Origin of the sequence: Paracidovorax wautersii, from assembly GCF_031453675.1 — a bacterium.
GTDB lineage: Bacteria > Pseudomonadota > Gammaproteobacteria > Burkholderiales > Burkholderiaceae_C > Paracidovorax.
In genome coordinates, this window is record NZ_JAVIZX010000001.1 from 2,304,946 (window position 1) to 2,328,727 (window position 23,782).

22 protein-coding genes are annotated in these 23,782 nt (G+C 68.1%); 6 read left to right on the forward strand and 16 right to left on the reverse strand.

Going from position 1 to position 23,782, the window contains the following annotated elements; translation table 11 throughout:
- Nucleotides 1-129 precede the first annotated feature (129 nt).
- Together QE399_RS10425 and QE399_RS10430 are read left to right on the forward strand one after the other, a co-directional pair.
- A complete protein-coding gene (locus QE399_RS10425) occupies nt 130-1,125 on the forward strand; it encodes an ABC transporter ATP-binding protein (protein WP_309828521.1) in 996 nt (331 codons plus the stop codon).
- Nucleotides 1,122-2,192 carry an ABC transporter ATP-binding protein gene (locus tag QE399_RS10430; RefSeq protein ID WP_309828522.1) on the forward strand — a complete coding sequence of 357 codons (1,071 nt, stop codon included), beginning with the start codon at nt 1,122-1,124 and terminating at the stop codon, nt 2,190-2,192. The genes QE399_RS10425 and QE399_RS10430 overlap by 4 nt, the downstream gene beginning before the upstream one ends.
- A 230-nt stretch (nt 2,193-2,422) precedes the next feature.
- Here the strand turns inward: QE399_RS10430 and QE399_RS10435 are convergent, their stop codons facing one another.
- Nucleotides 2,423-2,881, reverse strand: coding sequence for a DoxX family protein (locus QE399_RS10435; protein WP_405043481.1), 459 nt, complete (start codon nt 2,879-2,881; stop codon nt 2,423-2,425).
- 229 nt (nt 2,882-3,110) lie between these two features.
- On the opposite strand from QE399_RS10435, the gene QE399_RS10440 reads away from it, so the two are divergent.
- Nucleotides 3,111-5,081, forward strand: coding sequence for a bifunctional metallophosphatase/5'-nucleotidase (locus tag QE399_RS10440; protein ID WP_309828524.1), 1,971 nt, complete (start codon nt 3,111-3,113; stop codon nt 5,079-5,081).
- Nucleotides 5,082-5,454: 373 nt separating this feature from the next.
- On the opposite strand, the gene QE399_RS10445 is transcribed toward QE399_RS10440, so the two are convergent.
- Nucleotides 5,455-6,300, reverse strand: a complete 846-nt coding sequence (locus QE399_RS10445; RefSeq protein WP_309828525.1) for a MurR/RpiR family transcriptional regulator — start codon at nt 6,298-6,300, stop codon at nt 5,455-5,457.
- 177 nt (nt 6,301-6,477) lie between these two features.
- On the reverse strand, nt 6,478-7,944 hold the full coding sequence (gene zwf / locus QE399_RS10450; RefSeq protein WP_309828527.1) for a glucose-6-phosphate dehydrogenase: 1,467 nt from the start codon (nt 7,942-7,944) through the stop codon (nt 6,478-6,480).
- A 175-nt stretch (nt 7,945-8,119) separates the two neighbouring features.
- Between zwf and tal the strand changes: the two genes are divergently transcribed.
- From tal to QE399_RS10465, 3 genes are all read left to right on the forward strand, one after another.
- Entirely contained in the window at nt 8,120-9,070 is a 951-nt protein-coding gene (gene tal / locus QE399_RS10455) for a transaldolase (RefSeq protein WP_309828529.1), read from the forward strand.
- Complete coding sequence (pgi, locus tag QE399_RS10460; protein WP_309828531.1) at nt 9,067-10,650, forward strand: glucose-6-phosphate isomerase; 1,584 nt, start codon at nt 9,067-9,069, stop codon at nt 10,648-10,650. Before tal ends, pgi begins: the two co-directional genes overlap by 4 nt.
- Nucleotides 10,651-11,012: 362 nt before the next feature.
- Nucleotides 11,013-13,106 carry a TonB-dependent siderophore receptor gene (locus QE399_RS10465; protein WP_309828533.1) on the forward strand — a complete coding sequence of 698 codons (2,094 nt, stop codon included), beginning with the start codon at nt 11,013-11,015 and terminating at the stop codon, nt 13,104-13,106.
- A 197-nt stretch (nt 13,107-13,303) separates the two neighbouring features.
- Here the strand turns inward: QE399_RS10465 and groL are convergent, their stop codons facing one another.
- The 13 genes from groL to QE399_RS10530 all read right to left on the reverse strand — a co-directional run bounded on the left by groL (nt 13,304) and on the right by QE399_RS10530 (nt 23,746).
- Entirely contained in the window at nt 13,304-14,953 is a 1,650-nt protein-coding gene (gene groL, locus QE399_RS10470) for a chaperonin GroEL (RefSeq protein ID WP_092940477.1), read from the reverse strand.
- Between the two features lie 98 nt (nt 14,954-15,051).
- Nucleotides 15,052-15,342 (reverse strand): co-chaperone GroES, encoded by a 291-nt coding sequence (locus tag QE399_RS10475; protein ID WP_056660833.1) that lies wholly within the window; start codon nt 15,340-15,342, stop codon nt 15,052-15,054.
- 215 nt (nt 15,343-15,557) lie between these two features.
- Nucleotides 15,558-16,877 (reverse strand): c-type cytochrome biogenesis protein CcmI, encoded by a 1,320-nt coding sequence (gene ccmI, locus QE399_RS10480; RefSeq protein ID WP_309828538.1) that lies wholly within the window; start codon nt 16,875-16,877, stop codon nt 15,558-15,560.
- Nucleotides 16,874-17,326 (reverse strand): cytochrome c-type biogenesis protein, encoded by a 453-nt coding sequence (locus tag QE399_RS10485; RefSeq protein WP_309828540.1) that lies wholly within the window; start codon nt 17,324-17,326, stop codon nt 16,874-16,876. Before QE399_RS10485 ends, ccmI begins: the two co-directional genes overlap by 4 nt.
- Entirely contained in the window at nt 17,323-17,841 is a 519-nt protein-coding gene (locus tag QE399_RS10490; RefSeq protein ID WP_309828542.1) for a DsbE family thiol:disulfide interchange protein, read from the reverse strand. Before QE399_RS10490 ends, QE399_RS10485 begins: the two co-directional genes overlap by 4 nt.
- The gene (locus QE399_RS10495) at nt 17,838-19,856 is read right to left on the reverse strand and encodes a heme lyase CcmF/NrfE family subunit (RefSeq protein ID WP_309828544.1); all 2,019 of its coding nucleotides are present in this window, start codon (nt 19,854-19,856) and stop codon (nt 17,838-17,840) included. The genes QE399_RS10490 and QE399_RS10495 overlap by 4 nt, the downstream gene beginning before the upstream one ends.
- Nucleotides 19,853-20,308, reverse strand: a complete 456-nt coding sequence (gene ccmE, locus QE399_RS10500) for a cytochrome c maturation protein CcmE (protein ID WP_309828546.1) — start codon at nt 20,306-20,308, stop codon at nt 19,853-19,855. Before ccmE ends, QE399_RS10495 begins: the two co-directional genes overlap by 4 nt.
- On the reverse strand, nt 20,305-20,454 hold the full coding sequence (gene ccmD / locus QE399_RS10505; RefSeq protein WP_309828548.1) for a heme exporter protein CcmD: 150 nt from the start codon (nt 20,452-20,454) through the stop codon (nt 20,305-20,307). The genes ccmE and ccmD overlap by 4 nt, the downstream gene beginning before the upstream one ends.
- Entirely contained in the window at nt 20,451-21,197 is a 747-nt protein-coding gene (gene ccmC / locus QE399_RS10510) for a heme ABC transporter permease CcmC (protein WP_309828550.1), read from the reverse strand. The genes ccmD and ccmC overlap by 4 nt, the downstream gene beginning before the upstream one ends.
- A gap of 31 nt (nt 21,198-21,228) precedes the next feature.
- Nucleotides 21,229-21,885, reverse strand: coding sequence for a heme exporter protein CcmB (ccmB, locus tag QE399_RS10515; RefSeq protein ID WP_405043489.1), 657 nt, complete (start codon nt 21,883-21,885; stop codon nt 21,229-21,231).
- Nucleotides 21,882-22,601 (reverse strand): cytochrome c biogenesis heme-transporting ATPase CcmA, encoded by a 720-nt coding sequence (gene ccmA / locus QE399_RS10520; protein ID WP_309828551.1) that lies wholly within the window; start codon nt 22,599-22,601, stop codon nt 21,882-21,884. The genes ccmB and ccmA overlap by 4 nt, the downstream gene beginning before the upstream one ends.
- Nucleotides 22,588-23,256 (reverse strand): cytochrome c3 family protein, encoded by a 669-nt coding sequence (locus tag QE399_RS10525; protein WP_309828552.1) that lies wholly within the window; start codon nt 23,254-23,256, stop codon nt 22,588-22,590. Before QE399_RS10525 ends, ccmA begins: the two co-directional genes overlap by 14 nt.
- Before the next feature lie 25 nt (nt 23,257-23,281).
- On the reverse strand, nt 23,282-23,746 hold the full coding sequence (locus tag QE399_RS10530; RefSeq protein ID WP_405044093.1) for a nitrate reductase cytochrome c-type subunit: 465 nt from the start codon (nt 23,744-23,746) through the stop codon (nt 23,282-23,284).
- Nucleotides 23,747-23,782: the final 36 nt, after the last annotated feature.

Genomic DNA, 23,782 nt, shown 5'->3' on the forward strand with positions numbered 1-23,782 from the left:
CTCATCGCTGCGCGATGGGCGGGGGGACGCCGCCCCCACTGCGGGGCGGCCCTTGCTCGGCGGCCGCTGGCCTGGACCGCGCCAGTTCCACGAACGCGCGCTCGTGCACCAGATAACGGATTGATTGCCATGTCCCTACTCGAAGTCAAGAACCTCGTCGTCGAATTCCCCGGCCGCCGCGGCACGCTGCGCGCGCTGGACGATATTTCCTTCTCGATCGCACCCGGAGAAATCCTGGGCGTGGTGGGTGAATCCGGTGCGGGCAAGTCGCTCACCGGTGCGTCCATCATCGGCCTGCTGGAGCCGCCGGGCCGCGTGGCCTCCGGCCAGATCCTGCTGGAAGGCCAGCGCATCGACCACCTCAAGAACGACCAGATGCGCCACATCCGTGGCCGCAAGATCGGCGCGATCTTCCAGGACCCGCTGACCTCGCTGAACCCGCTGTACACCGTGGGCCAGCAGCTCACCGAAACCATTCAGACCCATCTGCCGGTGAACGCCGCCGAAGCCCGCCGCCGCGCCATCGACCTGCTCAAGGACACGGGCATTCCAGCGGCCGAGCAGCGCATCGACCACTACCCGCACCAGTTCTCGGGCGGCATGCGCCAGCGCGTGGTGATCGCCCTGGCCCTGGCGGCCGAGCCCAAGCTCATCGTGGCCGACGAGCCCACGACGGCGCTGGACGTGTCCATCCAGGCGCAGATCATTCAATTGCTGAAGAACATCTGCAAATCGCGCGGCGCGGCCGTGATGCTGATCACGCACGACATGGGCGTGATCGCCGAGACCTGCGACCGCGTGGCCGTCATGTACGCCGGCCGCATCGCCGAGATCGGCCCGGTGCACGAGGTCATCAACCACCCCGCCCATCCCTACACGGCCGGCCTGATGGCTTCCATCCCCGACATGGCGCAGGACCGTGAGCGCCTGAACCAGATCGACGGTGCCATGCCGCGCCTGAACGCCATTCCCAAGGGCTGCGCCTTCAACCCGCGCTGCAAGCACACCTTCGACCGCTGCCTGGTCGAGCGGCCCGACCTGTTGCAGGCCGGTGCTACGCGCGCGGCCTGCTGGCTGCACGACACCCAGGCGCAAGCCGCCGCCATCACCGGAGAAACCGCATGAGCGCCGTGCAAGAGAAGAACGCAGCCGCCGCAGCATCAGGTGCCACGAGCGGCGCGCAGCCTCTGGTGCGCGCGCACGACCTGGCCAAGACCTTCGACGTGTCCGCCCCCTGGCTGAACCGCGTGCTGGAGCGCAAGCCGCGCGCGCTGCTGCATGCCGTGGACGGCGTGAGCTTCGAGATCGAGAAGGGCAAGACGCTGGCCCTGGTGGGCGAATCGGGCTGCGGCAAGAGCACCGTAGCGCGCCTGCTGGTGGGCTTGTACGAGCCCACGCGGGGCGGCCTGACCTTCGACGACCAGGACGCCCACGCGGCCTTCAAGGGCAGCAACGCGCAGGCCATGCGCCGGCGCATCCAGATGATCTTCCAGGACCCATACGCAAGCCTGAACCCGCGCTGGCTGGTGGAAGACATCATCGGCGAGCCGCTGCGCGAGCACGGCCTGATCACCGACAAGGCGCAGCTGAAAGCACGCGTGGGCGAGCTGCTGCAATCGGTCGGCCTGTCGCCGCTGGACATGGTGAAGTACCCGCACCAGTTCTCGGGCGGCCAGCGCCAGCGCATCTCGATTGCGCGGGCCCTGGCGACCGAGCCGGAGTTTCTGGTGTGCGACGAGCCCACGTCCGCGCTTGACGTGTCGGTGCAGGCGCAGGTGCTCAACATCATGAAGGACCTGCAGCGCCAGCGGCAGCTCACCTACCTGTTCATCAGCCACAACCTCGCCGTGGTGCGCCACGTGAGCGACCAGGTCGGCGTGATGTACCTGGGCCGCCTGGTCGAGCTGGCCGACAAGCAGCAGCTGTTCGCGGCCCCGCGCCACCCGTACACGCGCATGCTGCTGGACGCGATCCCGAAGATGCATGACACGGGCAAGGCGCGCACGCCCGTGCAGGGCGAGGTGCCCAACCCCCTGAATCCGCCGTCCGGCTGCGCCTTCAATCCGCGCTGCCCCTACGCCAACGACCGCTGCCGCACCGAGCGCCCCGCGCTCATCAACGACGGCGGTACCCGCGTGGCATGCCACGGTATCGAGGAAGGCCGCATTCCGCTGCAAGCGCTGGCGGTTTGAGTGTTTTGGGCCGCTGGCACTTGTGGATAAAGCGTAGGAAGCTATCAAATAAATAGCAAAAGCCCCGCAGTCGCCTGCGGGGCTTTTGCTTTGGAAGCCGCGCTATCGCCGGCCCGGATCTGAGGGGTGCGGCTGTGGCCCGCGTGCACCGCTGGGCCGCTCAGAAGGTGTGAAGCAATCCGGCGTTGTTTCGTAGAACGGGCCTGGGTGGTGGACCCGTTTACCCCCTCTTAGTTGAAGCGGCCGTGCACGCCGCCCAGGCTGTAGCGGCCGGCGCCCAGCAGCATCACCGCCAGCGCGCCGAAGAGGTACAGGCCCTGCAGTTCCAGCGCCCAGCCGCCTTGCTTGGTGAGCGCGAACAGGTCGGCCATGTGCACCAGGCCGAAGGCCACCAGCATGTTGACCACGATGATGGCCGCGCCGGCGCGCGTGGCGATGCCGGCGATCAGCAGCAGCGGCGCCACGATCTCGCCGATGAATACGCCGTAGGCCAGCACGCCTGGCAGGCCGGCCTTCTCCAGCATGCCGGCGATGAAGCCCACGCCGGCGTGTACCTTGAAGATGCCGTGCAGCAGCACCAGGATGCCGATGGACAGGCGCAGCACCAGCTTGCCGGCATCGTCGGTCGACGGGATGGCAGCCGGCGAAGCCGTGGTGCGGGACGTGGAATGCAGGGTCTTGGTGTTCATGGTGTGGTCCTCTCTGAATGTGTGTGGCGGAAAGCACGCAGTGTCGGCGGGAGGTGCGAACGCGGTCGGTGCGTTTGCGCACACATTTAGCCAGAAAGTGGCCGTATTGGGGGCCGCCAGCCGAGATGCCTGTGGTGGCCATCCGCCGTGCGAAGCCCCAGGCCTTTCATGCCGCTGTCATCCTTGCGCACCACCATGCCGGCTTTGAATCAAGACGGGAGAGCGTGTGATGGGATCGAACCAGCAGGGCGCATGGCGCCTGCGTACGGGTGTGGTGGCGCTGGTGGCTGCCGGCGTGCTGGCTGCCTGCGGCGGCAGCGGCGACGACAGCAACAACGGCACCGGCAGCACCGGCAATCCGGGCAGCGGCGGCGGCACGGGCAGCGCCGGCCAGCCCATGGAACTGACGATCCTGCACATCAACGACCACCACTCCACCCTGGAGTCCAAGTCCAAGACCCTGACGCTCTCGGCCGGTGGCGCCAGCCCGGTCAACGTGGCGGTGGATGCCGGCGGCTTCCCGCGGGTGGCCGCAGCCATCGAGTCGCTGGCCGCGCAGTCGCCCAACGTGCTCAAGCTGCACGCCGGGGATGCGCTCACCGGTACGCTGTACTTCAACCGCGCAGGCAGCGATGGCGAGGCCGATGCCGCGCTGATGAACACGGTGTGCTTCGACGCCTTCACGCTGGGCAACCACGAGTTCGACAAGGGCGACAGCGGGCTCAAGGGCTTCATCGATCTGCTGCACCAGGGCAGCTGCAAGACGCCGGTGCTGAGCGCCAACGTGGCGTTCGGCGCCAATTCCGCACTGAGCGCGGCCAGGGCGCCCGGCTATGTAAACCCTGTGGCGGTGGTGGAACGCGGCGGGCAGAAGATCGGCATCGTCGGCCTCACCATCGCGCAGAAGACCAAGGCCTCGTCCAGCCCCGACGCCGACACCACGTTCGAAGACGAGGCCACCGCCGCGCAGCGCGAGATCGACAAGCTGCGCGCGCAGGGCATCAACAAGATCGTGGTCATGAGCCATGTGGGCTATGGCTACGACCTGCAGATCGTGCCCCGGCTCTCGGGCGTGGACGTGGTAGTGGGCGGCGACTCGCACACCCTGCTGGGCCCCGATACGCTGGCCACCACCGGCGTGGGCACCCCGGGCGGCGCCTACCCCACACGCCTGGCCGACAAGGACGGCAGGAACGTCTGCGTGGTGCAGGCCTGGGAGTACGCCCAGGTGGTGGGCGAGTTGAAGGTCTCGTTCGACGCGGCTGGCAACGTCACGCAGTGCGCGGGCACGCCGCATGTGCTGATCGGCAGTGACTTCACGGTGGCCGGCAAGGCGCCCACCGACGCGGAGAAGAAGGCGATCGACGCCGCCGTGGCCGCCACGGGCTTCCTGCGCGTGACGCAGCCATCGGCAGCGGCCACGCAGAAGCTGCAGCCCTACAAGGACCGAGTGGCGGTGTTCAACCAGACCCAGGTGGCGACGGTGCCGCAAGAGCTGTGCTCGCGCCGCGTTCCGGGCGGGCCGGGCACGGCCGACTACAGCCGGTCCAGCGCTGCGTGCACGGCCGAGGGCAGCGTGAGCGTGCGGGGCGGCGACATCCAGCAGCTGGTGGCGCAAGCGTATCTGGACGTGGCCAACGCGCAGTACGGCGGTGCCGACATCTCGCTGCAAAGCGGCGGCGGCGTGCGCATTCCGCTGACCGGCACCGTGACGGCGGCGCAGGCGATCCAGGTGCTGCCCTTCGGCAACATGCTGTTCCGCCTCAACGTGACCGGCACGGAAGTGAAGGCCATGCTGGAAGACGGCCTGGAGGCCGTGTATGGCGCGGGCGGCTCCACCGGCCCGTATCCCTACACCGGAGGCCTGCGCTTCGACGTGAATGCCCAGGCAGCGTTCGGCCAACGCATCTCGGGTGCCGAAGTGCGCAACGCCACCAGCGGCGCCTGGGAGCCGCTCGATGCGGCCAAGACCTACCGCCTGTTCGTCCTGAGCTTCAACGCCACCGGCGGCGACGGCTACAAGACACTGGCCGCCGTGCCGGCCACCCGCCGCCTGGACATCGGCGTGCTGGATGCCGACGTGTTCTTCAGCTACATCGAAAAGCAGGCCAAGGACCCGGTCAGCGGGCTGCCCCGCCTGGGCCGCCTGCCGCACGAGCTGTACAGCACCAAGAGCTTCGTCGCGCCTGCGGCGCGGTAGGAAGGAAGAAAGCGGCTGCAGGGGCATCCGAGGCCGCTGGCACTGCCAGCGCAGTGCTTCAGGTGATTTTGCTATAGCTTGTATAGCTGCTTGCGCTAGTGCAGACAGCGCTAGCGCCTGTTTTGGCTTGAATTTCCGCAGGAGCGGACTGGCCAGGTTATGCCGTGGCCGGCTGCAGAAACGTCGCCGCCGCCGCGTGGACGAGCTGTGCGGCCGTCAGCGCGTAGCCCAGGCTGTAGCCCGCGTGGCGCGGAAGATGGCCCGGCGCCACGCCGTAGAACCACCGCCCGTGCCCATAGTCAGCCCGAAGTCCCAAAGCGCGTGCGACCTGCCCGACGTCTGCCAATGGGGCTGGCACCGGACGCGCTCCGACTCAGGTATAGCGCTTGGCGCGCAGGTTGTCCTTCATCTGCTGCAGCAGCGGCTGCAGGGGCTCGCCGATGCGCAGGGCCACGCAGGTGGCCAGCACGTCGATGATCAGCAGGTGCATAAGGCGCGACACCATGGGGCTGTACCGGTCGTAGCCTTCGGGGTGGTCGGCGGCCAGGTGGATGTGGCAGGCCAGTGCCAGCGGCGAGCCGCTGGCCGTGATGGCGATGGTGGTCGCGCCCTTCTTGCGTGCGATGTCGGCCGCATCCATCAGGTCGCGTGTGCGGCCCGAGTTGGACACGATCACCACGCAGTCGCCGGGCCCCAGCAGCGTGGCGCTCATCACCTGCATGTGGCCGTCGCTGGTGCTGATGCTGGTGATGCCCAGGCGGAAGAACTTGTGCTGCGCGTCCTGCGCCACGATGCCCGAGTTGCCCGCGCCGTAGAACTCGATGCGCTTGCCCGTCTGCCAGGTGGCGGCAATCGCCTCGGCCGCGCGCTCGATGGCGCCCGTGCTGGCCGCGTTGCGGTACTGCAGGAAGGCCGCCACCGCGTTGTCCACGACCTTCACCAGCACATCGCCGGTCTTGTCGTCGGCGTCCACGCTGCGGTGGATGAAGGGCACGCCCTCGCTCACGCTGCCGGCCAGCTTGAGCTTGAAGTCCGCCAGACCGTCGTAGCCCATGCTGCGGCAAAAGCGCACCACGGTAGGCTTGCTCACACCGGCCCGCGCGGCCAGCTCGCGCACCGGCAGCCGCGCGAAGGCGCGCGCGTCGTCCAGCACGAGCTGCGCCACGCGCTGCTCGGCCGGTGCCAGCGAGGGCAGGGAGGCGGTGATGCGGTCGAGCATCTCAGCCCTCCGCCCTGCCGGGCGCCGCGGCCTGCGGCCGCCAGCGCGGCAGCAGTCCGACCCGCCCGATGGCCGCGGAGCAGGCCGTGCCAGCAGACGCCGTGGAACCGGCTTTGCCGGGCCACGGGCGTCGTCCCCCCTCGGGGGGAAGGCGCCGCAGGCGACTCAGGAGGGGCTTCACGCCTCCTCCATCCAGCTATGGCCTTCGCGCGCCACCATGGCGCTGGCCGCACTGGGGCCCCAGCTGCCGGCAGCGTAGGGCCGCGGGCCCTCATCGGAGTCGCGCCAGGACTGCATGATGGGCTCCACCCAGCGCCAGGCGGCCTCCTGCTCGTCGGCGCGCACGAAGAGGTTCAGGCGGCCGGCAATCACGTCCAGCAGCAGGCGTTCGTAGGCGCCCACCCGCTCGGTGCCGAAGCGCTGCTCGAAGTCCAGGTCCAAGTGCACGGGCGCCAGCGACTGCACCTCGGAAATGCGCATGCCGCGCTTTTCCTGCCCGGCCGCGAACAGGTGCAGCGCCACGCCGTCGCGCGGCTGCAGATGGATCACCAGCCGGTTGGCCGCGCCCAGCGGCGAGCGGTAGATGGGGTGCGGCGTCGGCCGGAAGTTGATGGCGATGTGCGCCTCGTGCGAGGCCAGGCGCTTGCCGGTGCGCACGTAGAAGGGCACGCCGGCCCAGCGCCAGTTGGCGATCTCGGTGCGCAGGGCCACGAAGGTTTCGGTGCGGCTGTCGGGCGGCACGCCGGGCTCTTCCGCATAGCCCTTCACGCGCTCGCCGCCCAGGCTGCCGGCCGCGTACTGGCCGCGCACCACATCGCGCGCCAGCGTGGCGGGCGTCCACGGCACCAGCGAGCGCAGCACCTTGAGCTTTTCGTCGCGGATGGCGTCGGCGTGCGCATTGATGGGCGGTTCCATGGCAATGGCGCACAGCAACTGCAGAGCGTGGTTCTGCACCATGTCGCGCAGCGCGCCGGTGCCGTCGTAGAAGGCGCCGCGCTTTTCCACACCCAGCTTCTCGGCCATGGTGATCTCGATGCTGGCCACCGTTTCGCGCCGCCACAGCGGCTCGAACAGCGTGTTGCCGAAGCGCAGCGCCAGCAGGTTCTGCACCGACGGTTTGCCCAGGTAGTGGTCGATGCGGAAGATCTGTTCCTCGCGGAACACCGTGCGCACGGCGGCGTTGATGGCGCGATTGGATTCGAGGTCGTGGCCCAGGGGTTTTTCCAGCACCACGCGGGTGTTCGGCGTGGCCAGCCCGGCCGCGCCCAGTTGCTCGCAGGCGGTGGTGAACAGGCCGGGCGCGGTGGCCAGGTACATCACCACCGTATCGGCATTGCGTTCGCGCAGGCGGGCGGCCAGCGCGGCGTAGTCCTCGGGGCGCGACAGGTCCATGCGCTGGTACTGCAGCAGTGCGGCGAAGCGGTCGAACTCTGCGGCGCTGGGCCGCTTTTCCTGGATGACGGCGTCGAAGCGGCTGGCGATGAGGTCGCGGTACTGCGTGTCGCTCAGGTCGTCGCGGGCCACGCCGATGATGCGGCCGTTCGCCGGCAGGGAGCCGTGGCGGAAGGCCTGGAAGAGGGCGGGCAGCAGCTTGCGCCAGGCCAGATCGCCCGTGCCGCCAAACAAGACCAGATCGAAGCTCATCGGGGGAGTGTCTCCTGCGTAGGGAATCGGAATCGGTAATAAAGCGACGGACTATGTTACCGAGTTTCAGCAAGCGGCCTTCGCTGACAGCGGACCGCTCCATCCGCCGCATACACTCATCGGTTGCCGTGCCAGGACCGAGAGCCTGCTGCGCTTCACAGGGAGAGGATTTGCCATGAACCAACTCGACGCGCTCAAACAGTTCACCACCGTGGTGGCCGATACCGGCGACTTCCGCCAGTTGAGCGCCTTCCAGCCGCAGGATGCCACCACCAACCCCTCGCTGATCCTCAAGGCCGTGCAGAAACCCGAGTACGCACCGCTGATGACCGAGGCCGTGGGCCGCTGGCGCGGCCGCGCGCTGGACGAGGTGATGGACCGCCTCATCGTGCGCTTCGGCTGCGAGATCCTCTCGCTCATCCCCGGCCGCGTGTCCACCGAAGTGGATGCCCGCCTGTCCTTCGACACCGCCGCCACCGTGACGCGCGGCGAGCGCATCATCGAGCTGTACCAGGCCGAAGGCATTCCGACGGACCGCGTGCTCATCAAGATCGCCTCCACCTGGGAGGGCATCGAGGCCGCGCGCATCCTGGAGAGCCGCGGCATCCACACCAATCTCACGCTGCTGTTCTCGTTCGCACAGGCCGTGGCCTGCGGCCAGGCCAAGGTGCAGCTGATCTCCCCGTTCGTGGGCCGCATCTACGACTGGTACAAGAAGCAGGCGGGCGCGTCGTGGGACGAGGCGTCGATGTCGGGCCCCAACGACCCGGGCGTGCAATCGGTGCGGACCATCTACAACCACTACAAGCACTTCGGCATCGCCACCGAGGTGATGGGCGCGAGCTTCCGCAACGTCGGGCAGATCATCGCCCTGGCCGGCTGCGATCTGCTCACCATCGCCCCCGATCTGCTGGCCCAGCTGGCCGCGAGCGAGGCGCCCATGGTCCGTGCGCTGGACCCCGCGGCCGCCCGCGAGGTCGATCTGCCTGCGGTGAACTTCGACGAGGCCGCCTTCCGCTATGCACTCAACGCCGATGCCATGGCCACCGAGAAGCTGGCCGAGGGCATCCGCGCCTTCGCGGCCGATGCCGCCAAGCTCGAACAACTGATGCAAGCCGCCGCATGACCGATACCCGCACCCGCTGTGACCGCACGCCCGCCTGGGGCCTGCTGCAAGACCATTACGAACGCATGGGGCGCGGCTTCGACCTGCGGGGTGCCTTCGCCTCCGACGCCCAGCGCTTCGCGCGGTTCAGCCAGCAGGCGCCGCACGTCTTTGCGGACCTGTCCAAGAACCTGATCGACGCACGCGCCGAGGAACTGCTGCTGCAGCTGGCGCGCGAATCCGGCCTGGAGGCGTACCGTGATGCCATGTTCGCGGGCGAGGCCATCAACAACACCGAAGAGCGCGCCGTCATGCACTGGCTGCTGCGCACGCCGCGGGATGCGCAGACACCGAACGCGACCGTCGCTGCGGGGCTGCAGGAAGTGCACGGCACGCTGGACACGATGCTGGCCCTGGCGGAGCGCGTGCGTGCCGACGACGCCATCACCGACATCGTCAACATCGGCATCGGCGGCTCCGACCTGGGCCCTTCGGTGGTGGTCAAGGCGCTGGAAGACCTGCGCCATCCGGGCAAGCGGCTGCACTTCATCTCGAACGTGGATGGCATGGAGCTGGGCACCATGCTGCGACAGCTGCGGCCCGAGAACACGCTGTTCCTCATCGCCTCCAAGACCTTCACCACCGCCGAGACGATGACGAACGCGCATGCCGCGCGGCGCTGGTTCGTGGAGCACGGCGGCAGCGACGACCGGGCGGCCCCGCTGTCGCTGTCGCGCCATTTCTATGCGCTGACGACCAACATCGAGGCCGCGCGCACCTTCGGCATCGACACCACCCTGGGCTTCTGGGACTGGGTCGGCGGCCGGTACTCGCTGTGGTCCGCCATCGGGCTGCCGATCGCCATCGCCATCGGTGCGGAGCGTTTCCGTGCCCTGCTGGCCGGCGCGCACGCCATGGACGAGCACTTCCGCAGCGCGCCGCTCGCGCAGAACCTGCCCGTGCGCCTGGGCCTGCTGGACGTGTGGTACCGCAATTTCCACGGATTCACCAGCCGCAGCGTGGCGCCCTACAGCCATGGCCTGCGCCGCCTGCCGGCCTACCTGCAGCAACTGGAGATGGAAAGCAATGGCAAGGGTGTGGACGCGCGGGGCGAGACCCTGCCGTTCGCCACCTCGCCCGTGATCTGGGGCGAGCCCGGCACCAATGGCCAGCATGCCTTCTTCCAGATGATCCACCAGGGTCCGGACATCGTGCCCGTGGAGTTCATCGCCCTGCGGGAGGCCGGCCGCGATCTGGCGGACCAGCACCCGCGCCTGCTCGCCAATGCGCTGGCGCAGGCCAAGGCGCTGATGCTGGGGCGCGCCAACGACGACGGCCACAAGCGCTTCACGGGCAACCGGCCCAGCACCTTCCTGGTGCTGGAGCGGCTGGATCCCGCCTCCCTGGGCGCGCTCGTCGCCCTGTACGAGCACCGCGTCTTCGTGAGCGGTGCGGTCTGGGGCATCAACAGCTTCGACCAATGGGGGGTCGAACTGGGCAAGGTGCTGGCCAAGGACCTGGAGCCGCGCCTGGCGTCCGGGGCGACCGAGGGCATGGACGCCTCCACCGCCGGGCTGGTGGCCCACCTGCGCGCGGGCTGACACACACGCGGCCAGGGGCCAGAGCCCTGGCCGCCATCCGAGATGCCAAGGGCCGCTGATGCGGCCCTCGTGTTTTCTGAGCGGGGCCGGCCCGTTGCGCCGGGTCCGGTAGCGCGCCGCAGGCATCTCGACGCCTCGATGGAGGTTTAAAAGTGGCCTGAACGCTTATCTATCAAGCGCAATGCGCTATAAAAATAATAGCTATCCGGGCGTTGGCCAGGTTAGCCCTGAGCGGCGAGGCCGCCGTCTTCTTTCTCCGGATTCCACGCCGCCACGTTGTCTGCACACGACACACGCTCCGCGTTTACGGCATTGATTTTTAGAATGCGAATCCTTATCAATTCTATTTTCATACATTCATCATGCCTACACCCCAGAAGCGGATCGCCCTAGCCGTGGCCCTGGTCTGCAGCCCGCTGCCTTGGGCGGCGGCGCAGACGGCGGGAGCCACCCTGTCCGAAGTGCGCGTGGACGCCAGCGCTGAAAAGGAAACCGCCACGGGCCCTGTGGTGGGCTATCGCGCCCGCAATGCCGCCACCGCCACCAAAACCGATACACCGCTCAGCGAGACGCCGCAGTCGGTGACGGTCATCACCCGCGACCAGATCGTCGACCAGGGCGCGACCACCTTCCAAGGCGCGCTCCTGTATGCCGCAGGCGTGCGCAGCGATGCCTACGGCCTGGACAGCCGCGCGGACAGCGTGCGCGTGCGCGGCAGCTCGCCGGACATCTACCTGGACGGCCTGCGCCAAGGCTACAACTACTACACCAGCACGGCCGCGGCCGACCCGTACACGCTGGAGCGGCTGGAAGTGCTGCGCGGCCCATCGGGCATGCTGTTCGGCGCCGGCACGGTGGCGGGCGTGGTCAACATGGTGAGCAAGCGCCCCTTGCAGGAAACGCAGCGCGAGGTCGGTGTGCAGATCGGCACCTGGAACCGCAAGCAGCTGCAGGCCGACCTGACCGGCCCGCTCACCGCCGACGGCCAGTGGTCGTACCGGTTGGTCGCCGTGGCCCGCGATGCCGACACCCAGGTGGACCATGTGCAGGATGACCGCCGGCTGGTGGCGCCATCGCTGATGTGGCGCCCCAACGCCGCCACGTCCCTGCTGCTGCAGGCGCACTGGCAGCAGGACCGCACGGGCAGCGTGGCGCAGTTCCTGCCCTGGTCGGGCACGCTGCTGCCCAACCCCAACGGCAAGCTGCCGACCAGCCGCTTCATCGGCGACCCGGGTGACTACTACAACACCGACCGACAGACGCTCGGCTACCAGTTCGAACACCGCTTCAACGACGCCTGGGCCGTGCGCCAGAACCTGCGTTACGCGCGCAACGACAACCGGGGCGCGTACCACTACGCCGACTTCTTCCGCATCCCGGGCGGCTTTGGCGACGACCCCGTGAACCAGCGTGTGATCGGCCGCCTGTACGGCGAAAACACCACCCGCACGCGCATGGCGACGGTGGATACCAACGTGCTGGGCCGGCTCAACACCGGCCGCCTGCAGCACCAGCTGCTGCTGGGGGTGGACTGGAACCGCCAGACCGAGGATAAGACCGACTCCGGCGATGCCTACGACCTGCCCATCGATGCCTTCTCGCCCGTGTACACCGGGCGGCCCGCGGTGAGCGCCGTGCCGGTGGCGGGCAACCAACAGCGGCAGACGGGCCTGTACGTGCAGGACCAGATGAAATGGGACCGTTGGATCTTCATTGCCGGCCTGCGCCACGACCGCGTGACCAGCGCCGTGGACGGCACGCCCGACGAACGCTCCAGCGACACGACCAAGCGCCTGGGCGTGATGTACCAGCTGGCGGGGGGCTGGACGCCGTACCTCAGCTATGCGGAGTCGTTCACGCCCGTCAGCGGCACCAGCCCCGTATCCGGTGCCCGGTTCAAGCCGCTCGAAGGTGAGCAGATTGAGGCCGGACTGAAGTACATGCCCGAGGGCAGCGCGACCACCTTCACGGCGTCGGTCTACCAGCTGAAGGAAAAGAACCAGCTGATCGCCGACCCTGTCAATCCTGGCAACCGGCTGCAGGCGGGCGAAACCAAGAACAAGGGCGTGGAGCTGGAACTGAAGACCCGCCTGTCGACGGTGTTCGACCTGATTGCGCACTACAACTACACCGACGTGGACAAAACGCTGGAAGGCCTGCCGCGCAACCAAGCGGCGGTGTGGGGTCTGTACCGCTTCTCGCTGGGTGGCGTCACCGGCTTCTCGGTGGGTGCGGGCGCCCGCTATCTCTCCGCTTTCCGGGACGGTACCGGCCCGCGCGTGCCGTCTTCCGTGGTGGGCGATGCGTTGTTCGCCTATGACAGCCAGCACTGGCGCTATGCGCTCAACATCAACAACGTGGCGGACAAGAAGTATGTGAGCACCTGCCTGGCCCGCGGCGACTGCTGGTGGGCGGAGCGGCGCAAAGCCGTGCTGACCGCCACCTACCGGTTCTGAGCGCAAGCACCGGTCGCGCCCGGTGCCGGCGGCGCCCGGCCCGGGCGGGCGGGGCATCCGGTTCGGAGCGTCCTCCGTTGCCGGGATCTGACCATAAGAAAAGCCCCGCAGGCCTTGCGACCTGCGGGGCTTTTTTGTGGATGCGTGGCAGGCAGGGCCGAAGCCCTTGCCTGCGGCAGCAGCCGGGCGGGCTGCGATTACATGCCCATGCCGCCCATGCCACCCATGCCGCCCATGTCGGGCATGCCACCGGCGGGAGCGTCGTCCTTCGGTGCTTCGGCGACCATGGCTTCGGTCGTCAGCAGCAGCGAGGCCACGGAAGCGGCGTTCTGCAGGGCCGTGCGGGTCACCTTCGTCGGGTCCAGAATGCCCAGTTCGAGCATGTCGCCGTAGGTGTCGTTGGCGGCGTTGAAGCCGAAGTTGCCGGAGCCTTCCAGCACCTTGTTGACCACCACCGAGGGCTCGCCACCGGCGTTGTAGACGATCTCGCGCAGGGGCGCTTCGACAGCCTTCAGCACCAGCTTGATGCCGGCTTCCTGGTCGACGTTGTCACCCTTGACCTTGTCGCCCACGGCTTGCTTGGCGCGCAGCAGGGCCACGCCGCCACCGGCCACGATGCCTTCTTCCACTGCAGCGCGGGTCGCGTGCAGGGCGTCTTCCACGCGGGCCTTCTTTTCCTTCATCTCGACTTCGGTGGCTGCGCCGACCTTGATCACGGCCACGCCGCCGGCCAGCTTGGCCACGCGCTCTTGCAGCTTCTCGCGGTCGTAGTCGCTGGTGGCTTCTTCGATCTGGATGCGGATCTGCTTGACGCGGGCTTCGATGTCACCCGCAGCGCCGGCGCCGTCGATGATGATCGTGTTTTCCTTGCCCACTTCGATGGTCTTGGCTTGGCCCAGGTCGGCCAACGTGACCTTCTCGAGCGTCAGGCCCACTTCTTCTGCGATGACCTTGCCGCCCGTCAGGATGGCGATGTCTTCCAGCATGGCCTTGCGGCGGTCGCCGAAGCCAGGCGCCTTGACGGCCACGACCTTCAGGATGCCGCGGATCGTGTTCACCACCAGGGTCGCCAGGGCTTCGCCTTCGACTTCTTCGGCAATGATCAGCAGGGGACGACCGGCCTTGGCGACTTGCTCCAGCGTGGGCAGCAGGTCACGGATGTTGCTGATCTTCTTGTCGAACAGCAGCACGAAGGGGTTGTCCAGAATCGCGGCTTGCTTTTCGGGGTTGTTGATGAAGTAGGGCGACAGGTAGCCGCGGTCGAACTGCATGCCTTCCACGACATCCAGCTCGTTGTCCAGGCTCTTGCCGTCTTCCACGGTGATCACGCCTTCCTTGCCGACCTTGTCCATCGCGTCGGCAATGATCTTGCCCACGGACTCGTCGGAGTTGGCGGAGATCGAACCCACTTGGGCGATTTCCTTGGAGGTCGTCGTGGCCTTGGAAGCCTTCTTCAGCTCTTCGACCAGGGCCACCACCGCCTTGTCGATGCCGCGCTTCAGGTCCATCGGGTTCAGGCCGGCGGCCACGTACTTGGAGCCTTCCCGCACGATGGCCTGGGCCAGCACGGTAGCGGTCGTGGTGCCGTCACCAGCGATGTCGTTGGTCTTGGAGGCCACTTCCTTCACGAGCTGGGCGCCCATGTTCTGCAGCTTGTCCTTGAGTTCGATTTCCTTGGCCACGGACACGCCGTCCTTGGTCACGGTGGGGGCGCCGAACGAGCGCTCCAGCACCACGTTGCGGCCCTTGGGGCCCAGGGTGACCTTGACCGCGTTGGCCAGAACGTTCACGCCTTCAACCATGCGTGCGCGGGCTTCGCCGCCGAAAACTACGTCTTTTGCTGCCATGATTGGCTCCTACAAAATGGGGTTCAAATTGGCCGCTAGCGCTTATGTATCAAGCGCATGCAGCTATGGAAATTAGAGTGTTCGATGGGGAGAAGAAATTACTTCTCGACCACGGCGAACAGGTCGTCTTCCTTCATCACCAGCAGCTCGTCGCCATGGACCTTGACGGTCTGGCCCGAGTACTTGCCGAACAGAACGCGGTCACCGACCTTCACGTTCAGGGCGACGACTTCGCCCTTGTCGTTCTTCTTGCCGGGGCCGACGGCCAGCACTTCACCTTGATCGGGCTTTTCGGCAGCGTTGTCGGGGATCACGATGCCGGAAGCGGTCGTGGTTTCGCTTTCAATACGCTTGACGATCACGCGATCGTGCAGAGGGCGAAGGTTCATTGCATCTCTCCTGGGTCAAAAAGGACTGGGATATCAACACGGCGCCCGCTGGGTGCGAGCGCTTGCGAAAGTCAGCAGGCGGGCGCTGTTAGCACTCTCCTGCATCGAGTGCTAATGATACGGGCATTCGTGACGGTTTCAAGTCCACCTGGCTGCAGACGCGCGATTTGCGGGGGCACAGCCCGGCACCCGGGCTGTCCGAACCCCTGTCCGCACTATGGCGTCAGGTGATCGATGACCAGTTCGACCGGGGCGGATGCGGAACCTGCCGGCTGGGCGGTGCTGGTGGGCTGTCCGGTCGTGCGCGATGCCGAGCCGGAACGCGACACCCAGGCCTGAACGGTCACGGACCGGAAGCGGGACAGGCGCAGCTCGGGCGACATGGCATGGCGATCATCCAGCGTGAACGCAACGGGAAAGCTGCCCGCGTCCAGCTTGAGCACGGCGACGGGCGTGCGCCCCGCTTCCTCCGCGCGGGCTGCGATGAACAGCGTGTCCCCTTCGCGCACCTGCGCGGCCATCGCCGGACCGAGGCGAACCGTGCCGTGCACGGAGGACAGAAGCGGCGCGGATGCGCCGGCGGTGCCCTGGGCGCTGCCGTCGCCGCCTTCGGTCACGGGGGCTGCGCCCGACAGGCCGTCCAGCCTCTGCAGGTCGTTCTGCACCCGCAGAGCCATGTCGGTGCCTGGTTCCAGCTGGGCCAGCAGCTGCTGCCAGTGTTGCCGGGCCGCCGCCGCATCGCCCCTGCGCACCGCGGCCGAGCCGGCCAGCGCCAGCGCCTTGGGCTGCAAGGGGTCGAGGCGCAGCGCGTCGGCGAGCGCCTGCTCCACGGGCCCGTCCATCTGCCCGTCCCGGGAGGACGCCAGGGCATCGGCCAGGTCCGCATGCAGCTTGGCCTGCAGGCCGGCCGGGAAGGTTCCGCGCTGCGCCGCGGCGATGGCCTGGCGGTAGGCATCGGCGGCCTTCTGGAATTGTTCCTGCACCTCGTACGACCGGGCAAGAACGATCCAGCCCTCCACGTCGTCCGGGGCCTGCGCCAGCCGCGAGGCCAGCCCGCTGACCATGGTGTCGACATCGACCCCGCTGGTGGCGTGGCTCTGCGGCTCCGCGGCTGCCACCGTCGCGGCGGCCTGCGGATCGCCCACCTTCAGGTACAGCGCCAGCGCGGCCACGGGCAGCGCCAGGGCCAGCAGGCCGGCGAGGCTGCGGCGCAGCCACACGCGCTCGGGCAGGGCCGGGGCGCGGGCGGCCTTGGCGGCGGCACCTGCCGCCAGGGCATCCGTATCGTCCAGCAGCCGGCGTTGCAGTTCTTCCAGCGCCTGTGCCCGGTCGGCGGGTCCCATCGTCTGGTGCGCCCATTCACGCTCCAGCTCTTCGCGCTGGGCCTGGTACACGCGGCGCAGCTGCGCGGCGGCCCGGTCTTCGTCTTCGGCAGGCGCCTTGTCGGGCTCCCGCATCAGCGGCCAGATCAGGACGGCCATCGCCAGCAGCAGCAAGACCAGGGCGCTTGCCCACAGGGGCCAGATTGCACTCACGGGTTCGACTCCTCATCCAGCAGCTGGCGCGCCCGGGCGCGCTGTGCTTCGGTCAATGGGCGGGGGTAGCCGCGGACGGCGCGCCGGCGCAGGATGGTCGCGAGCCCGAACAGGCCCAGGACTGCCAGGGCGAACGGGCCGATCCACAGCAGCCAGGTCGACGCCTGGAACGGCGGCGAGTAGTGCACGAAGGCGCCGTAGCGCTGTTCGAAGAAGTCGACGATCTGCTCGTCCGACTGCCCGGCCTGCAACTGGGTGCGGATCACGCGGCGCATGTCGGCGGCCAAGGGGGCGTTCGATTCTGCGACGGTCTGGTTCTGGCAGACCACGCAGCGCAGCTGGCTGGCCAGGCGCGCCTCCCGGGCCTCCAGTGCGGGGTCGGACCCCGAAGCATGGGCCGCGCCGAGCAGCAGGGCACTCAAAGCGAAGGCGAGGTGACCGTGTTTCATCGCAAGGCCTTCACCACCGGCATGAGCTTGGTTTCCCACACCTCGTTGTTGACCGGCCCCAGGTGCCGGTAGCGCACCCGGCCGGCTGCATCGATCACGAAGGTCTCGGGCACGCCGTTCACGCCCAGGTCCATCCCCACGCGGCCATCGGCGTCCACGGCCGAGCTGCGGTAGGGGTTGCCGAAGCGCGCCAGCAGCGCCAGGGCAGGGGCCTGCTGGTCCTTGTAGTTGAGTCCGTACAGGGGTACGCGGTCCCGCGCCGCCAGCACATTGAGCGCAGGCAGCTCTTCCTGGCACGGGCCGCACCACGACGCCCAGACATTCAGCATCCAGACCTGTCCGCGCAGCTGCGTGCTGTCGAAGCGGCGCCCGGGCTCCTGCAGCAAGGGGCTGTCGATCTGCGGCAGCGGCTGGTCGATCAGCGCCGAAGGCAAGGCACGCGGGTCGTGCTGCAGGCCCAGCACCAGCACCACGGCCAGGGCCAGAAAGGCGATCAGGGGGGCGAGCAGTTTCATGGCGCCCCCTCTGGGATGGGTGCCGCTGGAACGGTGGCGTGGGCTGGGGCGCGGCGGGTGCGGGCCGCCGTACGGTAGCGGCGGTCGGCCAGGGCGAGGAACCCGCCCAGCGCCATCAGCATGCAGCCCAGCCAGATCCAGTCCATGAAGGGCTTGACCTGGATGCGGGCGGTCCAGGTCGTGCCGTCCACCGGGTCGCCGAGCGCAACGAAGAGGTCGCGCAGCCAGCCCGAGTCGATGGCCGCCTGGCTCAGCGGCATTTCCTGCGCGCGGTAGCGGCGTTTTTCGGGCGCGAGGGCGACGAAGGGCTGGCCATCGCGCAGCACCTGCACATGCGCCCGGTGTGCCTCGTAGTTGGGGCCGCTGACTTCGTCCACACGATCGAGCCGGAAGCCGAAGCCGGCCACCGACACCGTTTCGCCGACGGTCAGCGTGAGTTCGCGCTTGGTCTCGAAGCCCGAAGCCATCGTGACCCCGAACACGAACAGGCCGATGCCGAGGTGCGCCAGGACCATGCCCCACCAGCTCAGGGGTTGCCGGCTGGCGCGCCGCCGCCAGCTGCCGTCAGCCGGCCCCGTGGCGAACAGGCGCTGGCCCGCCTGGACCAGGGTGCTCCACACACACCAGGCAGCCAGCACCAGCCCGAAGGCGGACAGCGGCGTCCACGCCGCGTTGCCGCCCCGCGGCAGCAGCCAGGCCAGCAGCAGTGCGGTGACACCGCTGGCACCCAGGGCCCAGCGCAGCTGGCTGCGCAGTTCCACGGGCGCACTGCGCTTCCAGCGCACCATGGGGCCCACCCCCATCAGCACCAGCGCAGGAACCATCAGCGGAACGAAGACGGCCTCGAAGTACGGTGGTCCCACCGAAATCTTGCCGCCGTTGAGGATGTCCAGCAGCAGCGGGTACAGGGTGCCGATCAGCACGGCCAGCGCGGCCACGCTGAACAGCACGTTGTTCACCAGCAGCAGGGACTCACGCGAGAGCATGGCGAACCACCCGCCCAGTCCCATGCCCGGCGCCCGCAGCGCGAACAGCAGCAAGGACGTGCCGACCACCAGCACCATGAAGCACAGGATGTACAGCCCGCGGCCGGGATCGACGGCGAATGCGTGAACGGACGTGATCACGCCGGAGCGCACCAGGAAGGTGCCCAGCAGGCTGAGCGAGAAGGCCGCAATGGCCAGGAGCACCGTCCAGCTGCGAAAGGCCCCGCGCTGGTCGGTGACGATCAGCGAATGGATCAACGCAGTGCCCACGAGCCACGGCATGAACGAGGCGTTCTCCACCGGGTCCCAGAACCACCAGCCGCCCCAGCCCAGAACGTAATAGGCCCAGGCGCTGCCCAGCAGGATGCCCAGCGTGAGGAAGCTCCAGGCCGCCAGCGTCCAGGGCCGCGACCACCGGGCCCAGGCCGCGTTCAGCTCGCCGGACAGCAGGGCGGCGATGCCGAAGGCGAAGGCGACGGAGAAGCCCACGTAGCCCATGTAGAGCAGCGGCGGATGCAGCACCATGCCCGGGTCCTGCAGGAGCGGGTTGAGATCCCGGCCTTCCGCTGCCGCAGGAATCAGGCGCTCGAACGGATTGGACAGAAAGAGCAAGAAGAGGATCAGGCCGATGCTGAGAAAGCCCATGACCGACAGCACGCGCGCGGCGTAGGCCTGCGGCAGCTGGCGGCTGAACAGCGCCACGGCCACGGTCCAGGCCGAGAGCAGGCACTGCCACAGCAGCATGGAGCCCTCGTGGCCCCCCCAGATCGCTGCGAACCGGTAGACCGCCGGCAGTTCGGAGTGGGAGTTGCCCGCCACATACAGCACGGAGAAGTCACCGGTCAGAAACGATGTGGCCAGGCAACCGAAGGCGAGCCAGGCAAAGATCCCCTGAAGCAGGGCAGCCGGACGCGCCACCCGCATCCAGCTGAGCACGTTCCAGTGGGCTCCGGCCAGGGGCAGCGTGGCTTGCACCACCGCAACCAGCAGCGCCAGGACCAGCGCAAAGACACCGATTTCCGGGATCACTTCACGGCCTCCTGGTGCATCTTGCGGGCGTCTTTCATGGCGGCCGCAGCTTCAGGCGGCATGTAGTTCTCATCGTGCTTGGCCAGCACCTCGGTCGCCACGAACACCAGGCCGTCCTGCAGGCGCCCGGCTGCCACCACCCCCTTGCCCTCCCGGAACAGATCGGGCAGCAGTCCGCGGTAGCGCACGGGGATGCTGTGGGCGCCGTCGGTCACGATGAAGTGCACGTCGAGGCCGTCCTTGCCGACTGCAGCGCGGCGCACGGAGCCGGCCTCCACCAGGCCTCCCAGCCGGAATGCCGCATTCCGCGGCGATTCGCCGGCCTGGATCTGGCTGGGACTGTAGAAGAACATGACGTTGCTGTTGAGCGCATTGAGGACCAGCGCCGTGGCGACGGACACTGCCGCCACGCCCAGCAGAACGAACAGCAGTCGCCTTTTGCGCGGGGTCATGGGCGGTCCTCCACGGCAGGCGACCCGCCCTGGGCTCTGTGGGCACGGCCGCGCCGCCAGAGCAGGGCGACCTCGGCGGCCACCAGCAGGGCGGATACGCCATATGAAATCAAGATGAAGAAGTTGTGGTCTTGCAGGCTGTTCATGCCTGGGCCTCCAGCGCTGCGCGCTCATTGATCAGGCACCGTACCCGGGCAAAGGCGGTCGCAAAGCTGTACGCCCAGCAGGCCAGCGCCATGACCAGCAAGCCGGCGAGCATGGTGTGGGTCATCGACGGGGCGGCGTCCAGCTTGATCGACGCCCCTTGGTGCAGCGTGCTCCACCACTGGACGGAGAAATAGATGACCGGCACATTCACGGCACCGGCAAGCAGCAGGACGGCGCCGGCGTTGTCGGCACGGTCGGGGTCTTCGATGGACGCCACCAGGGCCATGTAGCCCAGGTAAAGGAACAGCAGGATCAGCTCGGACGTCAGCCGGGCATCCCAGACCCACCAGGCGCCCCAGGTGGGCTTGCCCCAGGCGGCGCCCGTCCACAGCGCGATGGCGGTGAACAGGGCGCCCGTCGGCGCGATCGCGCGGGACATCAGGTGCGACAGCTTGGTGCCGAACACCAGGCCGATGGCCGCATGCAGCGCCGCGGCCAGGTACAGGAGCATGGACATCCACGCGGCCGGAACGTGCAGGAAGATGATGCGGTACACCTCGCCCTGCTGCCGGTCCGTTGGGGCTACCACGAAGCCCAGCCACAGGCCGATGGCGAACAGCACCAATGCGCTGCAGGTAAACCACGGAATGGCATGGCCCGCCAGCGGGTAGAAGGCGCGGGGAGATGCGAACCGGAGCCAGCGGTAGCGCCGGCGATCGGCCCGGTGCGGCGGGGCTTTCATGGAGTCTGGTGGGAGAGATGAGGTCATCGTGTCATTCCATGGCCAACCGCAGCGCCGCTGCCGTGGCCCAGGGGCCCAGGAAGACTGCCAGCGACAGGCATGCCCCCAGCAGGCTCAGCTGTGGCGTGGGCGACAGGCCCTGCTGGCTGGCAGCGACGGCGGCACAGCCGAACACCAGCGGCGGCACGCACAGGGGCACCATGATGAGGGCGAGCAGCACATGGCTGCGCAGGCCCAGCGTCAGCGCGGCACCCAGGGCGCCCACCAGCGTCAGTGTTGCCGTGCCCAGCACCAAGGCGGCGACGAGCGTGCCCAGAACGCCTTCCTCCAGCCCATACTGCAGCGCCAGCACCGGTGCCACCAGAATCAGCGGAACGCAGGTGATGCACCAGTGCGCCGCCGTCTTGGCAGCGACCAGGGCGGTCAGGCTGGCCGGCGCGAGCATCCACTGCTCCAGGCTGCCGTCCGCGAGATCGGGCTCGAACATCCGGTGCAGCGCGATCAGTACTGCGAGCAGGGCGGCTACCCAGATGACCCCTGGCGCTATCGTGCGCAGCAAGGCCGCGTCGGGGCCGACGGCCAGTGGGAACAGGCTGCCCACGAGCACGAAGAACAGCAGCGCGCTCATCGCTTCGGAGGGGCGGCGCTGCGCCATGCGCAGCTCGCGCTGGAGCACTGCGACCATCATGCGGCGAATGGGGATGCGAGCGCGGGCGCTGCGGCAGCGGCCGCGCGCTGGGGGGCGAGGCTGTAGGCGTCCAGCTCGACCGTGCGCAGGGCTGTTGCAGGCACGTCCAGCGGGCGGTGCGTGGCGATGACCGCGGCACCGCCGCCGCGCAGGTGCTCCGCCAGCCGCGCATCGAGCAACTGGGCGCCTGCGTCGTCCAGCGCTGCGCAGGGTTCGTCCAGCAGCCACAGGCTGCACTGGCGCGACCACACCCGCGCGAGCGCCAGGCGTCTGCGCTGGCCTTGCGACAGGCGGCGCACCGGATGGTCCGCGACATGGGCCAGGCCCCACGCCTGCAGGGCTTGCGTGGCCTGGTGGGGCGCCGGGCCCTGCTGCAGATGCTGGAAGAAGTTCAGGTTTTCCGCCGCGGTCAGTTCGGCGCTGAGTGCATTCAGATGCCCCAGATAGGCCATCTGGCCGGCGAAGTGCTCGTCGTGCCGCGCCACCGGCTTGCCGCGCCAGTACAGCGCGCCTTCGGAAGGCGGGGTCAGACCGGCCAGTACCCGCAGCAGCGTCGTCTTGCCGCTGCCGTTGGCGCCCCGGATCTCGGCGACCTGGCCGCTCTCCACGCGGAAACCCACGTCCCTGAGCAGTTTGCGCCCGCCACGTCGGCAGTGGACTCCCACCACCTCCAGCAGGGCGCTGCGGGAGCCGCCAGGCTCGTCAGGACTTGGCATCGGGCGGGCCCGCGGTGCCACCAGCGTCCGCCTTGGGAACGGTCTGGCCGGGCGTGTCGGTCGGCGCTTCGCCGGGCGGAATGTGCGGCAGCCGGTGGGCGATGCCCTTGTGGCAGTCGATGCAGGTCTTCTCCTTGTTCGCCAGGTAGGTCGAGTGCATGTTCTGCGCGCGCACGCTCTGTCGGGTGAAGTCCATCGAATCGTAGTTGTGGCAGTTGCGGCACTCCAGCGAGTCGTTGGCCTTGAGCCGTGCCCATTCGTGCTGTGCCAGTTCCAGCCGCTTGTCCTGGAACTTCTCCGGCGTGTTGATGGTGCCGAAAATCTTGCCCCACACCTCCTTGGAGGCCTGCATCTTGCGGGCCATCTTGTCGGTCCAGTTGTGCGGCACGTGACAGTCGGAGCACACCGCCCGCACGCCCGATCGGTTCGTGTAGTGGATGGTGCTCTTGAGCTCCGCGAAGACGTTGTCGCGCATCTCGTGGCAGCCGGTGCAGAACTTCTCGGTATTGGTCAGTTCCATGGCGGTGTTGAAGGCGCCCCAGAAGAGTACCCCGCCGATGAAACCGCCGATGGTCAGGAAGCCCAGGCTGAAGTGCACGCTGGGCCGGCGGATCACCAGCCAATAGCGCTTCAACAGGTTCAGAACTCGGGTCACGTCGCCACCTCCGCCGTTCGGGCCGTCATTTCTGCCCCCCGCGCTTCTGCAGCTCGCGCTGGATCACGGTGTCCACGTCCTGGAAGGTGTTGTTCACGATCGGGCGGGCATTTTCCTGAGACACGTGGCACTGCATGCAGAAGTAGCGCCGTGTGGAGACCTGGCCCAGCACGTTGCCGTCCCGGTCCATATAGTGGGTGATGCTCACGGGAATCGCCTGGGAGACGTCGGTCTTTCCCCGCGCATGGCAGTCCATGCACTTGTTGAAATTCTTGTCCACCTGGTAGCCGTCCACCCGATGGGGAATCACCGGCGGCTGCATGGCGTAGTTGCGGGTGCGGCGCAGATCGTCGTTGACGGAATTGCCCAGCAGCGGCGGCTTGGTGGTTTCCAGGATGGGCGTCGGTCCGCGAGCGGCGTCGGTGAAGGTCCGCGACGGCTGCTGCTGCGCCCCGGCCACGCCGGCGGCCAGGCACAGCATGAGCACCATGGTTCTAAGCATCGATTTCATTGCACAACTCCTGCG

Excerpts from the sequence above, each read along its gene's own strand:
- ccmD (WP_309828548.1), bottom strand. The coding sequence starts at position 20,454 with ATGAACAGCCTGCAAGACCACAACTTCTTCATCTTGATTTCATATGGC.
- ccmE (WP_309828546.1), bottom strand. The coding sequence starts at position 20,308 with ATGACCCCGCGCAAAAGGCGACTGCTGTTCGTTCTGCTGGGCGTGGCG.
- QE399_RS10440 (WP_309828524.1), top strand. The coding sequence starts at position 3,111 with ATGGGATCGAACCAGCAGGGCGCATGGCGCCTGCGTACGGGTGTGGTG.
- QE399_RS10475 (WP_056660833.1), bottom strand. The coding sequence starts at position 15,342 with ATGAACCTTCGCCCTCTGCACGATCGCGTGATCGTCAAGCGTATTGAA.
- groL (WP_092940477.1), bottom strand. The coding sequence starts at position 14,953 with ATGGCAGCAAAAGACGTAGTTTTCGGCGGCGAAGCCCGCGCACGCATG.
- pgi (WP_309828531.1), top strand. The coding sequence starts at position 9,067 with ATGACCGATACCCGCACCCGCTGTGACCGCACGCCCGCCTGGGGCCTG.
- ccmB (WP_405043489.1), bottom strand. The coding sequence starts at position 21,885 with ATGATGGTCGCAGTGCTCCAGCGCGAGCTGCGCATGGCGCAGCGCCGC.
- QE399_RS10435 (WP_405043481.1), bottom strand. The coding sequence starts at position 2,881 with ATGAACACCAAGACCCTGCATTCCACGTCCCGCACCACGGCTTCGCCG.
- ccmA (WP_309828551.1), bottom strand. The coding sequence starts at position 22,601 with ATGCCAAGTCCTGACGAGCCTGGCGGCTCCCGCAGCGCCCTGCTGGAG.
- ccmC (WP_309828550.1), bottom strand. The coding sequence starts at position 21,197 with ATGAAAGCCCCGCCGCACCGGGCCGATCGCCGGCGCTACCGCTGGCTC.
- QE399_RS10430 (WP_309828522.1), top strand. The coding sequence starts at position 1,122 with ATGAGCGCCGTGCAAGAGAAGAACGCAGCCGCCGCAGCATCAGGTGCC.
- QE399_RS10530 (WP_405044093.1), bottom strand. The coding sequence starts at position 23,746 with ATGGTGCTCATGCTGTGCCTGGCCGCCGGCGTGGCCGGGGCGCAGCAG.
- QE399_RS10445 (WP_309828525.1), bottom strand. The coding sequence starts at position 6,300 with ATGCTCGACCGCATCACCGCCTCCCTGCCCTCGCTGGCACCGGCCGAG.
- QE399_RS10425 (WP_309828521.1), top strand. The coding sequence starts at position 130 with ATGTCCCTACTCGAAGTCAAGAACCTCGTCGTCGAATTCCCCGGCCGC.
- QE399_RS10465 (WP_309828533.1), top strand. The coding sequence starts at position 11,013 with ATGCCTACACCCCAGAAGCGGATCGCCCTAGCCGTGGCCCTGGTCTGC.
- QE399_RS10490 (WP_309828542.1), bottom strand. The coding sequence starts at position 17,841 with ATGAAACTGCTCGCCCCCCTGATCGCCTTTCTGGCCCTGGCCGTGGTG.
- tal (WP_309828529.1), top strand. The coding sequence starts at position 8,120 with ATGAACCAACTCGACGCGCTCAAACAGTTCACCACCGTGGTGGCCGAT.
- zwf (WP_309828527.1), bottom strand. The coding sequence starts at position 7,944 with ATGAGCTTCGATCTGGTCTTGTTTGGCGGCACGGGCGATCTGGCCTGG.
- QE399_RS10485 (WP_309828540.1), bottom strand. The coding sequence starts at position 17,326 with ATGAAACACGGTCACCTCGCCTTCGCTTTGAGTGCCCTGCTGCTCGGC.